Below are 14,331 nucleotides of genomic sequence, written 5' to 3'. Positions count from 1 at the left end.
ATTGCCGACGTCTTCAAAAAAGACGGCTGACAGGCTGACGGAACGCTCGTAGAGTCGTCCGATACTTTTGCACCACGCTTGAATGATGAGAACGCCATGGCCGGGCTGATTCCCCAGAGCTTTATCGACGACCTTCTGAACCGCACCGATATTGTCGATGTTGTCAGTTCGCGCGTGCAGCTCAAGAAAGCCGGGAAGAATTACACCGCGTGCTGCCCGTTCCACAAAGAGAAAACCCCCTCTTTCAGCGTCAGCCCGGACAAGCAATTCTATTACTGCTTCGGTTGCGGCGCAGGTGGCAACGCGCTCGGCTTCATCATGGACCACGACAACCTGGACTTCCCCCAGGCTGTCGAAGACCTGGCCAAGGCCGCCGGCATGGAAGTGCCTCGCGAACAAAGCGTAAAAGGCCAGAAGCCTCGGCAACCGACCGATTCCCCGCTCTACCCGCTGCTGACCGCCGCCGCCGAGTTCTATCGGCAGGCCCTGAAAAGCCACCCGTCACGCAAGGCAGCGGTGGATTACCTCAAGGGCCGCGGGCTGTCCGGCGAAATCGCCAGAGACTTTGGCCTGGGCTTCGCCCCTCCCGGCTGGGACAACCTGTACAAGCACCTGAGCAGCGACTCCTTGCAGCAAAAGGTGATGATCGATGCCGGGCTGCTGATCGAGAACGCCGAAACCGGCAAACGCTACGACCGCTTCCGCGACCGGGTGATGTTTCCGATCCGTGATTCGCGCGGGCGAGTCATCGCCTTTGGCGGCCGCGTACTGGGTGATGACAAACCCAAGTACCTGAACTCCCCGGAAACACCGGTGTTCCACAAGGGTCAGGAGCTGTACGGGCTGTTCGAGGCGCGCAAATTCAATCGCAACCTCGATGAAATCATCGTCGTTGAAGGCTACATGGACGTCATCGCCCTGGCCCAGCAAGGCTTGCGCAATGCCGTGGCGACTCTGGGCACAGCAACCAGCGAAGAGCATTTGAAGCGCCTGTTCAGGGTGGTGCCCAACGTGCTGTTCTGCTTCGACGGCGATCAGGCCGGACGCAACGCTGCATGGCGTGCGCTGGAAGCGACCCTGTCGAACCTGCAGGATGGACGCCGGGCGCGCTTTCTGTTTCTTCCCGAAGGCGAAGACCCGGACACGCTGGTGCGCTCCGAAGGCACCGACGCGTTCAAGGCACGCATCAATCAGCACGCGCAGCCGCTGGCCGATTATTTTTTCGAGCAACTGACCAAAGAGTCCGACCCGCGTTCGCTGGAGGGCAAGGCGCACATGGCCACCCTCGCGGCGCCATTGATCGACAAGGTGCCCGGCGCGAACCTGCGTATTCTGATGCGTCAGCGCCTGACCGAAATTACCGGGCTGACCGGCGAGGCCGTCAGCCAGCTGGTACAGAGCGCGCCGGCAGAGGCGCCACCGAGTTACGACCCGTACGTCGACTACGACGCCATGCCTGATTTTGCCGATTACCAGCCACAAGGCGGTTACGAGCCTCAGCAGGAATGGACGCAAAAGAAAACCGGCGGTCAGAATCAAAAAAAATGGGACAACAAATCCTGGGGCAAAAAAGGCAAGCGCCAGGACTTCGAACCTCGAACGCCGCGTGTACCCACCGCCGTCGAGCCGCCCATGCAGGCCGCACTGAGAACCTTGCTGCATCACCCCGAATTGGCGGAAAAGGTCGAAAATGCCAGCCATTTCGCTGCAGAAGACCAATCCAACGCACAACTGCTGGTCGCTCTTATCGAAGCCCGGCAAAAGAATCCGAACCTTCGGTCGTTACAGTTGATAGCGCGATGGCACGGGACTGAACAGGGCCGCTTGCTGCGTGCTCTGGCAGAAAAGGAATGGCTGATTGAGGCCGATAACCTTGAACAACAGTTTTTCGACACTATAACTAGCTTATCCGCTCGCCAGCGCGAGCGCAGTCTGGAACATCTGATCAGCAAGGCTCGGCAGACCGAGCTGAGCGCAGAAGAGAAAATTCAGCTTAGGGAACTGCTAAATCGCAATGTTCCCGCACAAACCCCGACCTCAACTGGCGCGTGAGGTCATAGCTCGGGTATAATCCTCGGCTTGTTTTTTGCCCGCCAAGACCTTCAGTGGATAGGGTGTTATGTCCGGAAAAGCGCAACAGCAATCTCGTATCAAAGAGTTGATCACCCTGGGTCGTGAGCAGAAGTATCTGACTTACGCAGAGGTCAACGACCACTTGCCCGAGGATATTTCAGATCCCGAGCAGGTGGAAGACATCATCCGCATGATCAACGACATGGGGATCCCGGTACACGAGAGTGCTCCGGATGCGGACGCCTTGATGCTGGCCGACGCCGATACCGACGAGGCAGCCGCAGAAGAAGCGGCTGCAGCGTTGGCAGCGGTCGAGACCGACATCGGTCGTACCACCGATCCTGTTCGTATGTACATGCGGGAAATGGGCACCGTTGAACTTCTGACCCGTGAAGGCGAAATCGAAATCGCCAAACGTATCGAAGAAGGCATCCGTGAAGTGATGGGCGCAATTGCGCACTTCCCAGGCACGGTTGACCACATTCTCTCCGAATACACACGCGTCACCAGTGAAGGCGGTCGCCTTTCCGATGTTCTGAGCGGCTATATCGACCCGGACGACGGCATTGCGCCGCCTGCCGAAGTCCCGCCGCCTGTCGACCCCAAAGCAGTCAAAGCCGAAGGTGCCGATGACGACGAGGAAGAGTCGGCAGACGCCAGCGACGAAGAAGACGAGGTCGAGAGCGGTCCTGATCCGGTCATCGCCCAGCAGCGCTTCGGTGCGGTTTCCGATCAAATGGAAATCACCCGCAAGGCCCTGAAGAAATTTGGTCGCGACGACAAGCACGCCATTGCCGAAATGGTTGCACTGGCCGAACTGTTCATGCCGATCAAACTGGTTCCAAAACAGTTTGAAGGCCTGGTAGAGCGTGTACGCGGTGCCCTCGAGCGTCTTCGCGCCCAGGAACGCGCCATCATGCAGCTGTGTGTACGTGATGCACGTATGCCGCGCGCCGACTTCCTGCGCCAGTTCCCGGGCAACGAAGTCGACGAAAGCTGGACTGACGCACTGGCCAAGGGCAAGAGCAAATACGCCGAAGCCATCGGTCGCCTGCAGCCTGACATCCAGCGTTGCCAGCAGAAGCTGTCTGCACTGGAAGAAGAGACCGGCCTGAAAATCGCCGAGATCAAGGACATCAACCGTCGCATGTCGATCGGTGAGGCCAAGGCCCGCCGCGCGAAGAAAGAGATGGTTGAAGCGAACTTGCGTCTGGTGATCTCCATCGCCAAGAAGTACACCAACCGTGGTCTGCAATTCCTCGATCTGATCCAGGAAGGCAACATCGGCTTGATGAAGGCTGTGGACAAGTTCGAATACCGTCGTGGCTACAAGTTCTCGACTTATGCCACCTGGTGGATCCGTCAGGCGATCACTCGCTCGATTGCCGACCAGGCACGCACCATTCGTATTCCGGTGCACATGATCGAGACGATCAACAAGCTCAACCGTATTTCCCGGCAGATGTTGCAGGAAATGGGTCGCGAACCGACCCCGGAAGAGCTGGGCGAACGCATGGAAATGCCTGAGGATAAAATCCGCAAGGTATTGAAGATCGCGAAAGAGCCGATCTCCATGGAAACCCCGATCGGTGACGACGAAGATTCGCACCTGGGTGACTTCATCGAAGACTCGACCATGCAGTCGCCAATCGATGTCGCCACTGTTGAAAGCCTCAAAGAAGCGACACGCGAAGTGCTGTCGGGCCTTACCGCCCGTGAAGCCAAGGTTCTGCGCATGCGCTTCGGCATCGACATGAATACCGACCACACGCTTGAAGAGGTTGGTAAGCAGTTTGACGTGACCCGCGAGCGGATTCGTCAGATCGAAGCCAAGGCACTGCGCAAGCTGCGTCACCCGACAAGAAGCGAGCACCTGCGCTCGTTCCTCGACGAGTAATCGCACCCGCGAGTCAACAAAACCCCCGGCATGCCGGGGGTTTTGCGTTTCCGGGCAGAAGAAAATTCAAAATTTGCAGGCCCAGTTGTCAATTCACCGAATCAATAAGAGGTCAGACATCAGTCTAATTGCAGCGCCTGAAAAATTGACCTACAACTATGTATCACACCAGACACCAGCGCTCTTCTAATCAAGCCTTGGATCATTGTAGTTACAAGGTTACGCCACACCATCATCAGCGATAGTCAGACACGGACGTAAGCCGCATATGCGTGGAGTAATCAACACCAGTGACCGGGAAGCGTCATGCCTGTCCGAGGGGAAATTCGCCTCGATCTTCGCTCAATGCCCGGATGCCATGCTTATCGTCAGCCTTGCTGACGGGCACATCATGGATGCTAACGAAGCGTTCGTAGAGCGAACCGGTATCCCCCTTGATGAAGTGATTGGCAAGACACCCACAGAACTGAATCTGTGGGCAGTGCCAGGCATCGGCCCAAAAGTCTTGCTGCAATTGCAGACCGGCGATATCCATAATCTGGAGATACCCTTTCGGCGCAAAAACGGCGAAACCTTTTCAGGACTCATGTCCGCCCAGCCGTTCGAGCATAGCCCGATACCCGCCGTGCTGGTGATAGTGCGTGACATCACCCAGCTCAAACTGGCCCGACAACAATTACAGCTTTCCGAAGAGAAGTTCGCCAAAGCCTTTCATGCCTCGCCTGAGGGGATGGCGATTACCCGGCAGCAGGACGGCATGCTTCTGGAGGTCAACGAGGGGTTCTGCCGCTTGACCGGGTATAGCGAAAAGTACTGCCTTGACCACTCGACATTCGAGCTGGGCATCTGGGTCGACCTGAGCGAGCGTTCAAAGCTCATCGAACGTATGAAAAAGCATGGCTTCGTCAAGGACTTGCGGGTCCGGATTCGTCACAACAATGGTGATATTCGACTGTGCGAACTGTCCTCTCAACCCCTCATCATTTCGGGTGAAGACTGTCTGCTGACGATTACCCGGGATATCACCGAAAGCAGGCAAATGCAGGAGAAGCTCCATCTGGCGGCGACAGTTTTCGAGAGCACTGCCGAAGGTGTGCTCATCACCAATACCGACCAGAGCATCAGCGCCGTCAACCGCGCGTTCACGGAAATCACTGGCTACAGCGAAAGTGAAGCCATCGGCCAGACCCCTCGCCTGCTTGCCTCTGGCCAACACGACAGCGCGTTCTATGCCGCGATGTGGCATCAACTGGCAGCCGAGGGCCACTGGCAGGGCGAAATCAGCAACCGTCGAAAGAACGGCGAGCTTTACCCGAGTTGGCTGACCATCAGCGCCGTGCGCAACAAAGACAACCTCTTGACCCACTTCGTCGCCGTGTTCGCCGATATCTCCAGCCTCAAACAAGCACAGGCGCGGCTCGACTACCAGGCGCATCATGACCCGCTCACCGGCCTGCCCAACCGAATACTGTTCGAGAGCAGGCTTCAAGCCGCTCTGCTGCACAGCGAAGAATCCGGCAGCCTCGGTGCAGTTCTGTTTCTCGATCTGGACCGCTTCAAGCACATCAATGACAGCCTGGGCCACCCGGTCGGCGATCTGCTGCTCAAAGGCATCGCACACCGGCTCAAGGAGACCCTGCGCGACATCGACACCGTTGCACGCCTGGGTGGCGACGAGTTCATCGTCCTGCTGCCCGGCCTGCTGCAAACCAGCGACGCACAGGCCATCGCCAATAAATTACTGGCCTGCTTCAGCACGCCCTTTGAAGCTGGCGAACATGAGCTCTACATCAGCCCCAGCATCGGCAGTTGCGTGTTCCCCACCGACGGCACCGACGTGGCCACGCTGGTCAAAAATGCCGATGCGGCGATGTACCGCTCCAAGGCAAAAGGCCGCAACCGGGTCGAAAGCTATACCTGCGACCTCAGTGACCAGGCCAGCGAGCGCATCGCCCTCGAGCAGGAACTGAGAAGAGCTCTGGAGCGCAATCAACTGACACTGGCCTACCAGCCCAAAATCGACCTGCTGACCCACACAATGGCAGGCGCAGAAGCCCTGATCCGCTGGAACCACCCAACCTTTGGCGAAGTGCCGCCCGAGCACTTCATTCCCCTGGCTGAAGAAAACGGCATGATCCTGCAGATCGGCGACTGGGTGCTGGAGCAGGCCTGCCGCCAGATGGGTGTATGGCGCAAGACCTGTCAGCCGTTCGGCCCGCTGTCGGTGAACCTGGCAGGCGCGCAACTGCGCCAGACCAACCTGCTCGAACGCATCGAACAGCTGCTCACGGACAACGGCCTGGAACCCGGTTGCCTGCAACTGGAGATCACCGAAAACTTCATCATGAGCCAGACCCAGGAAGCACTGGCCGTGCTGCACCAATTGAAAACACTCGGCGTGCAACTGGCGATCGACGACTTCGGCACCGGCTACTCCTCACTGAGCTACCTCAAACGCCTGCCACTGGACATCCTCAAGATCGACCAGTCCTTCGTCCGCGGCCTGCCGGAAGACACCCACGACGCCGCTATCGTCCGCGCCATCATCGCCCTTGGGCGCAGCCTGCAACTGACCGTGATCGCCGAGGGCGTGGAGAACAGCGAACAGCAGCAATTCCTGACCAGCGAAGGCTGCGAACAGATCCAGGGCTACATCATCAGCCTGCCCCTCGACGCCGAAGAATTCCGCGCAAGATTTCTTCTGATGAATCTTTCGGACTTTTCGGATAGCACAGCCGCGAAACCGCCGTTATAATCCGCGACCTACTGAGGGCCCATAGCTCAGTTGGTTAGAGCAGAGGACTCATAATCCTTTGGTCCACGGTTCGAGTCCGTGTGGGCCCACCATCTTTGAAAGCCGCGCATTGCGCGGCTTTTTTGTTTTTGGGTGGAACGCCGCGAATACAGGCTTCTTGGGCATAGGCTTCTGTGCCATAGAACGGACTTTCGCCATCAAGCACCGTAGAGAACGGCTTGAGTATCCTCACCACAGTCAGCAAACCAGCCTCATCGCTATACCCGGTCAGCACCTTGATACTCCTAACAGCTATCGCAGTGCCGGTGATCCTTGCACTGATCGCGCTGAACATGCTTCTGCTGCTCATCTCGGCATGGTTGCTGGCCTACGCCGGGATCTTCCTTCTAGGGTTTGGCGGTAGCCAATGGACCTCGGATATAGCGATCAACTACTACAAAACTGTACTTGGCGTCGGCATCCAACTTTTCACCATGACGTTTCTGATCGGTGTAGGAAATCTTTTTTGGACCAGTACTACCAGGCCTTTTCAGTTGGGACGCCTGACCTGAATAGCCTATGCGTACTCCTGGTCGCATCCGTGGTATTGCTCACCTTGGTCAATAAGCTACCTCCAATGCTTGCCGGCATCATCAGCTCTGGAGGGCAGACTTCAGACATCGGTAGTTTCGGCGCTGGAGCTACGATAGGAGCAGCGACCATGGCTGCTTCTACCGTATCTTCGGCAGCGAGCACCGCGTTGGCGGTAGCCAACGAGATAGCTGGAGGCACTTCAGCACTCAAGGCTGCCTTTAAAGCTGCCGAAGCTCACATGGACAGCGGCTCCACTGACACAGGTAACTTTGAATATGGTTCCGGCAGCGAGCAGGACACAGCGAGTGGTTCGGGACAATCGGCTTTTGGGCAAGCCATGGGCAATGGACAGAATACAGGCTATGCTTCGAGAGTGGCCCAGACTGGAAGGTTGGCAGCAAGTGCCGGGGCGCTCATCGCTGAACAAGTGGGCCAGAGCATAAGCAGTCGAGCCAGTGCAGCGGTAGCAGATACGGCGGGCGGCAGGGTCGCGGCTTCGATCAATGAGAACAGCAAAGCGTCCCTTTCCGACAAGACCGAAAGGTTCGACGGTGATAGTGTGAGCGGATCCGATGAGTTTGCAGATTTCATTAACAGAGATCCTACTCCGGATTAAATATTACGGAAACCGCCGCAACGGAGCTGCGGCGGATATCTGCCTCATTTAGACTCGAGAGCAAATCATGGAAAAGCCGACACCTAGTGCAGAGCCACGATTCTTAGATGATCAAAGCGGTCTCACTGATCCTCTGCCGATATTCGTTACACGCACGACCCTTCGAGCAATTCTCAACAAACATGAAGCGAAGACATCCTCAGACCTTGGAAAAGCGGGTGGACGGACGCCTTCCAGAGCGGTCATGGATGAGTAACTGTCGCTCGGATCGTCAGGTTAAAGCTCCACGGTCAAGAAGCAGCTCCATCGGACCACCAACAGCCAGATATCCAAGAAGTACTCGCTGGGCCGAGAGGTCTGTCATGTCCGGATGCGACTATTTGAATTGCTACAGATCAGCGGTCCAGTTCGTCGAAAGACAACATCGAGCGAGCACTTTCAAGAAACTCATTTGAGTCATCAAATTTTTCACGTAAATACTCACCCTCACGATTCCGGTAACCGAGGGCGAGGTATTTCAGATGTTTTCGATGAATCATATATGCGGCGGTCACCCTAGCCTCGCTAGCGTATTCTGAACCCTGAAACAGTGCGCCAAAGCCTCCTATAGAGCGATCCATGATTTCGTTTTGCTCTCGCAGAAAGTCGACAAAGTCTTGTTGTCGCTCAGCTAATTCGGCTCTGACACCTATGGGGCGGCCGTCCTCATTCTCGACTCCAAAGATATATGCTGCTCCCTGAGCCTCAACAAACATCACATTTCTGAAAACCTGACATATGCCGCCCGGCACACATGCCTTGATATCCGCTACCCATAGCTCCTCTGAGTCATTGTCAGGAAACTTGCCGACAAAACGCGGCGTCGAGGCAGCAAAGACAGTCGCTGCTTTAGGAAATTCACTCATATGCTAATAATCCTCACGTGACAATCCGTGACAATCCGATGGATCGATCAATCATAGCCTCAATTGGGTAGCACGCATCAACGCCACCTCAAATGCTAAAGCATTGGGAAGAGGTCACAGCTCGAATGTGGGCCGCCGTATTCAGCTCGCAAGCCTCACGTGTTGCTTTGTTCGCCAGATAATCTCAAATTTCAATTTAAACTCCCAAGGGGTTCCGCCTATCGCCGCTCCGCATGTGCGCTGGCATGCCCACAGCACAAGCGAAATGCAGACACGCCGCTCGTTTCCGATTTCACACCGTCCCACCTCGTAAGGTGACTGCGAGTCGTTGTGCGGGATAGATTTGCCCCCTCGCTGGCCAAAGTAATCCGCCTGGGAGATGCCTACCGATCAACGCAGCTCCCACGGCCTTGGATGAAGCATACCCTAGTGATCAAATCGGAATTGTGGCTCCGAATGCAGCAAAATCAGGAGACATTGAGATACATTCTCGAGACAGCAGCATAGCTCACATAGTTCGACCTGTAGCCTGAGACAATTGCTCATGAAGAAATAAAAGCAATAGCCAATTGACATATCCCAAAGGTTCGTCACATGATCCATTCGTCTGAGCCTCACAAGCCTAGCCTGTTGTTTGCCAACTTCTCGATATTGAATTTTACGAAACGGAGTGCGTAGAGCAGTGTTGAATCATATTTATGGAGTTATTGGCATCGGAGGGACTTTAATAACTATTTTAACTAGCTTCTTAAAGGACAGCACGCTTTCAGAGTGGCTTCTAACATGCTCAGGCTGGGCAGCCGCATTTTTGGTGGGTAGTACAACCCACTTAGTTATAAAACGCCAGATGTCTTTCTTTAACCAACAGCTTTCTACAATCAGCAATGCATTTGAAAAAACTTCTGATCGTCTAATCAATGAAGGCCAACAAAAAAATGTTGAAATCAAAAAGCTGGTTAACGAACTATCTTCAGCCGAAAACGAAAGAGATAGTCTGAGAAGTATTGCAGCCTATTTAGCCTCTACAAAGATAGAGGCTCAGGCTATACCAAGGGCAAGGTCAAGCCCCGACTTTAGTGTTGAACAAGGAGAGTAAGGATGTACGTAGATTTTGAGCGCTATGGCTATTATCCCGCTTTGCGTACAAGGGCGGCAGAACTGGGCGGACTGAAACAGCTTACCCGTCACGAAAAGGAAAAGATCGTACCGTTAATCACTCTAGGTAAGTGGCCACGATCGGAAGATATACAGGTCTCATTAGATAAGGTCGTGGATGCAATGGGTGATCTGCCATTCATTCTTGATGTTACTCGAGAGAGCAAGCATCATTGTGAAAACAGCGCAAGCCTACTTTCTCCGGAAAACAATTTTTCAGCGTGGAGAAATTTTGTTTCACAAAAAGATAATATCGTTCCTGTCGTGCAAATTACTGACAGTGCAAGAATACGCGATATTACAATGCAAGCTCGTGAATTTGAAACCACTAAGAACTCCTTGGCATTTCGAATCACCAACCCCCAGCGAGACATCCAAAAGGTTATTAGTTCACTTGCAACTTTGGACAGTCCAGAAAAGGCAATCGTATTCATTGACTTAGGCTATATCCGGGGCAATATCCCTATCGTAACAACTGCAGCCGTCAGCGCGATCAATCAGCTCAGACAAGAAATTCCTGAAACTATTATCAGTGTTTTATCGACAAGCTTCCCTAGCACTGTGACGACATTCTGCCGAGAAGATGGTCGAAGTGGAGAGATTGATATCATCGAACGTGAACTATTTCAGACAATAGGTGGACGTGACATCTGTATATATGGCGATCATGGGTCTATCCATGCGGTTGTTTATGATGAGACTGGCGGTCGATATGTACCACGCATTGACTTGCCATTCGATGACTCTTGGTACTTTGAACGTAGATCAGGAGAAGACTCAAGCGGTTATATCGACGCCGCGCGTGCCATCCTTAAAGAGTACCCTGACTTGGCTGAAGACGACAGCTGGGGCGCTGGAATGATAAAAAATGCAGCAAATGGTGAAATTGAGGGCATGGGTAGCCCTGCGAAATGGATCGCTGTAAGGGTTAACATGCATATATCGAGGCAAATACTGCTATCTGATACTATAGCTGAAAATCCAGTTGAAGAAGATGACGATTTCTACTAGCAGAGCGTCAGGCTACAGATAATACTGTAGCCTGTTTTTCAAAGGAAAAGCACATAACTGACGTGAGCAGGCGACAGTCAAATCACCTCAGACACTTTATTCTTTACTAGCCTCTTAATCGCGAAACTAGGTGCCGTAACTAGTACCTCGCCGTACTTCATTTTAAGCTGTGAAAAATCCAGCTTAATAATGCCAGCCGAACCTAAGAAACTATCAAAATCTCGAAACTTCAATTCTTTGAATTCAGAGCTTCTTGCTAATTTTTTTTTGCTTAACAAATGCAAATCGGCATTCAATAAAACCGACGGACCGTCAAGTTTTTCAATCAAACGATTTGAAGTTTCACGATATCTAGACTTGACAGTACAAAGTACAAAGTTTCTAATCACACTGACGGGCAGCTTCAGGCACTCAACCTCCATCAGTTCACGATTCAAATCAACCACATCTGAAACGGTTCTGCCCTTAAGAAGAGCTCGAATCTCCTTTTTAAGCAAAAAACTCAGAAGAATTTTCTTATCTTTTAAATTACGAGTTTTTCCTCGCTGAACAATTTTAAAAGAAACAGAGTCATCGTTTTTTGATACCTCTAAAACCTCTACCTCACGGGGCACTTTATTTAGAACTTCAATTGTAAACTTGGAAGCGCATACAACGGTGACTTTTTCAAAACGGCTATTAAAAGTCGCGAGCTGTCCGTCCAACCGCTTGAGCGAGTCGTAATCGCTCTTGATCTCGAACGCTTGAAGGGTCTCATTGACTAAAGCCAGGTCGGCTCTTCTGCTCCATTTCGCTACAACCATTTCGTTAATCAGCACAGCATTATCAAGCATGCCTTTCTGATGCAGCCGAACAATTAGCGCCATTTTAATATCATGCTCTCTGAGCATCTTAAACTCACTAAAAGTTAACGTAAATTCTTATCATAGATCTGTTTTTATTGTTTGTCGAGACCTATTCGTCCGACACCTCAACGTCCTCGTTTTTAAAGAGCGGTCCAAAACCGTATACCTAAATAAAAAATTGCAGACGATTTTACTCCTTGCAACGTAATTCGTAGATAAGTGGATAGTATACGCGCCACGAACCCCACCTAGCAAAAAATGAGATCTGGTTTAGTTAGAGAGGTATCTCTGGCGAGCAGCTCCACGGCAGCAGGGCTTCGTAATCTTCTACCGATGCAGCATGTGGCAAACGCTCGAGTACGTGGCGCAGCCACGTATAAGGCTGTTGGCCGTTGAGTTTGGCGGTCTCGACCAGGCTGTAGATCTGGGCGCTGGCTATGCCGCCTTTGGCGTGTCGCTGAACAGCCACGCTTTTCTTCCTATGGCAAACGCTCTGATTGCTCGTTCGGCAGCGTTATTGTCGATGGGTAAAAACCAGCTTCGATATGACGCTCTAGCCGGGTCCAGTTGTTGGCCAGATAATTCACCGCTTTACCCAAGGCACTTTGTGCCGTGACCTCCGGCTGCGTTTTATCCATCCATGCTTTCAGCTTCGCCAGCTCAGGCAAGCTTTTTTCCTGAAGGCCGATGTAGCGCTGCTCATCGCAGACACCGTTGGGTTCACGCTCGGCCACCTTCTCCTTTTGGATAATACAGCTCATCACCGGGGGCGAAGGCGTTCTAATTTCTCGTAGTGACAAAGCCTTAGAGGGCGACGCAATGCTCGCCCAGCTGATTGTTGATACGAAATCGGCCAGAAGCGATCCTTCAGATCTGCCTATGATTTTGAGCGAGACACACCTAAATCGGCCCATTATATTAGATCGTCTAAGCGGTCTATGTTTCACGCTTCAAACTGAGTTTAGCCAGATTGGTCTGCCGTTTGATCTGAGTTACTAGATTCACATCCTCCATTTCCAGAAATGCAGGATTATTCATCAGCTCCGGCAACTGACCATAATGCAACGAAATATAATCCACGGTTTCCTGCTCGACCTTCTCTAGAATTTTCGAGGAGAGCTTTCCTGCCACGCCATACTCACAACGGCCTGAAATGTCGGCGATGGCTAGGTTGATCAGGCGCCACAAGGCCGGATGCAATTTTATGGCATCTGTCCCACGATCCTGGCCGAGAGTCAAACACGAAAGATCATTTAGGCCGAACACCAGATTGCTGGCGCCGCTGCTGATGAGCTGTTCGACCTCAAGTAAGGCGGAAGGCACTTCCAGCATCGCCCCATATCTATTAGGCCACTGCATTTTTCTGAGCAGCGACGCGAAATAGTCGAACTCTGCATGATCCTGGATGAACGGGAAAATGATATGCAGGTTATCAAACCGTTCGCCTAGCGCCCCGAGTATCTCCAGCTCAAGCCGGAATGCTTCCTGATCCACTCTGGCACGCCGTAGCCCCCTAATGCCGAGCATCGGATTCTGCTCCACGCTATAGGTCTTATCGTTGGTTAGCGTAGCAGCCTCATCGGCCCACAGGTCCGCGAAGCGATACCAGACGGGCTTACCTGCAAACCTTTCGCATACCGCAGCGACGTACTGCGTGAGCGCCTCCTGCACGTAAAGTTGTTGAAGGCTGGCACCGTGTCTACGAAGAACGAACTCGCTGCGAAGAAGCCCTACTCCCGTAAAAAGGGCTGCCACCGATGGTTTTGGCAGCTCACCACTTAATGACAATCTGAAATTCATTTAACCCTCGTCGAATATCCGTCGCAGTACAAAAAGCAGAAATGATCAGCGGCCATAAATCCGAACCGCGCATAGAATTCAATGATGAATTCTTTCTCCAGCATTATGAAACCAGTGCGGCTTTTCGAGACTTCCGGTAAACCAAGCAGTTGACTGAGCAACCGCTTGCCAAATCCTCGACCACGATGAGCAGCAACCACAAACATACCAAACAACAGAAAATCCCAGGTCCCCACAACGTTTCGGAAAAAAACCACCGTCGCCCCACCCGCAATTTTTCCTTCCGAATCGCGTAATATTAATGTCTTTCCCTCGTGACAATCTCTCAACACCCACAAGGGGACTGGCGTAAGATCGCATTGTTGCTGTAGGCACTGGTAAATTTTCAGTGATGCCAATGTACTAGAGCTGTTCGCCACTTCACAGTACCAACCGTTAGCCCACTCTGCTGCAGGATTCAAGGCTAGTGAAGACTCAACAGACAAAGACGCCCCCGAGATCGAAACCACTTTTTTAAAACCGCCGCTGAGCAGAAAATCCGAAGTGGAGCTAGCAATCCTTAAAGGCACCTTAACCAACAATCTGGCACCATCCCGGTGCCACAGCTCACGCTTTCGCTTGAGTACTGCCAGTGAATCGAAATACAACGTACGCCCTTGGGAACAGAGGCCGCGTTGGGAACGTGTCTGGTGACGGATGCG

Annotated in this window: 11 protein-coding genes, 1 tRNA gene and 1 pseudogene; 8 read left to right on the top strand and 5 right to left on the bottom strand. The window is 52.9% G+C overall.

The window, feature by feature from the left end:
* The first annotated feature begins 96 nt into the window (after positions 1-96).
* The 6 genes from dnaG (at position 97) to KBY08_RS22595 (ending at position 7,914) form a co-directional block, all read left to right on the top strand.
* Positions 97-2,052 carry a DNA primase gene (dnaG, locus tag KBY08_RS22620; RefSeq protein ID WP_032655936.1) on the top strand — a complete coding sequence of 652 codons (1,956 nt, stop codon included), beginning with the start codon at positions 97-99 and terminating at the stop codon, positions 2,050-2,052.
* A 67-nt stretch (positions 2,053-2,119) separates the two neighbouring features.
* The gene (gene rpoD / locus KBY08_RS22615; RefSeq protein WP_003411788.1) at positions 2,120-3,970 is read left to right on the top strand and encodes an RNA polymerase sigma factor RpoD; all 1,851 of its coding nucleotides are present in this window, start codon (positions 2,120-2,122) and stop codon (positions 3,968-3,970) included.
* A 268-nt stretch (positions 3,971-4,238) separates the two neighbouring features.
* The gene (locus tag KBY08_RS22610; protein ID WP_024642071.1) at positions 4,239-6,725 is read left to right on the top strand and encodes a bifunctional diguanylate cyclase/phosphodiesterase; all 2,487 of its coding nucleotides are present in this window, start codon (positions 4,239-4,241) and stop codon (positions 6,723-6,725) included.
* 15 nt (positions 6,726-6,740) lie between these two features.
* Positions 6,741-6,817 (top strand) — tRNA-Ile (locus KBY08_RS22605).
* A 126-nt stretch (positions 6,818-6,943) separates the two neighbouring features.
* On the top strand, positions 6,944-7,276 hold the full coding sequence (locus KBY08_RS22600) for a type IV secretion system protein (RefSeq protein WP_225651265.1): 333 nt from the start codon (positions 6,944-6,946) through the stop codon (positions 7,274-7,276).
* Positions 7,277-7,425: 149 nt separating this feature from the next.
* On the top strand, positions 7,426-7,914 hold the full coding sequence (locus KBY08_RS22595; protein ID WP_225651264.1) for a hypothetical protein: 489 nt from the start codon (positions 7,426-7,428) through the stop codon (positions 7,912-7,914).
* Positions 7,915-8,309: 395 nt separating this feature from the next.
* Here KBY08_RS22595 and KBY08_RS22590 read toward each other — a convergent pair whose 3' ends face one another.
* Positions 8,310-8,819, bottom strand: a complete 510-nt coding sequence (locus tag KBY08_RS22590; RefSeq protein WP_103696482.1) for a hypothetical protein — start codon at positions 8,817-8,819, stop codon at positions 8,310-8,312.
* A 682-nt stretch (positions 8,820-9,501) separates the two neighbouring features.
* Between KBY08_RS22590 and KBY08_RS22585 the strand changes: the two genes are divergently transcribed.
* Together KBY08_RS22585 and KBY08_RS22580 are read left to right on the top strand one after the other, a co-directional pair.
* Positions 9,502-9,915 (top strand): protein gop, encoded by a 414-nt coding sequence (locus KBY08_RS22585; protein WP_146258848.1) that lies wholly within the window; start codon positions 9,502-9,504, stop codon positions 9,913-9,915.
* A gap of 2 nt (positions 9,916-9,917) precedes the next feature.
* The gene (locus KBY08_RS22580) at positions 9,918-10,985 is read left to right on the top strand and encodes a beta family protein (protein ID WP_111522375.1); all 1,068 of its coding nucleotides are present in this window, start codon (positions 9,918-9,920) and stop codon (positions 10,983-10,985) included.
* A 77-nt stretch (positions 10,986-11,062) separates the two neighbouring features.
* On the opposite strand, the gene KBY08_RS22575 is transcribed toward KBY08_RS22580, so the two are convergent.
* The 4 genes and pseudogenes from KBY08_RS22575 to KBY08_RS22560 all read right to left on the bottom strand — a co-directional run bounded on the left by KBY08_RS22575 (position 11,063) and on the right by KBY08_RS22560 (position 14,277).
* Positions 11,063-11,875 (bottom strand): sce7726 family protein, encoded by an 813-nt coding sequence (locus KBY08_RS22575; RefSeq protein ID WP_111522376.1) that lies wholly within the window; start codon positions 11,873-11,875, stop codon positions 11,063-11,065.
* A gap of 229 nt (positions 11,876-12,104) precedes the next feature.
* Positions 12,105-12,537: pseudogene (locus KBY08_RS22570) on the bottom strand (IS66 family transposase); the annotation flags it as partial.
* Between the two features lie 229 nt (positions 12,538-12,766).
* The gene (locus KBY08_RS22565) at positions 12,767-13,630 is read right to left on the bottom strand and encodes a putative PEP-binding protein (protein ID WP_111522377.1); all 864 of its coding nucleotides are present in this window, start codon (positions 13,628-13,630) and stop codon (positions 12,767-12,769) included.
* Positions 13,627-14,277: a GNAT family N-acetyltransferase gene (locus KBY08_RS22560; protein ID WP_225651263.1), complete on the bottom strand. Its 651-nt coding sequence runs from the start codon at positions 14,275-14,277 to the stop codon at positions 13,627-13,629. Before KBY08_RS22560 ends, KBY08_RS22565 begins: the two co-directional genes overlap by 4 nt.
* Positions 14,278-14,331 lie beyond the last annotated feature (54 nt).

The organism is Pseudomonas sp. P135 (assembly GCF_020312125.1).
Lineage (GTDB): Bacteria > Pseudomonadota > Gammaproteobacteria > Pseudomonadales > Pseudomonadaceae > Aquipseudomonas > Aquipseudomonas fragariae.
The sequence above is the reverse complement of the archived record's forward strand: the minus strand, read 5'-3'. Positions and strand labels throughout refer to the sequence as shown.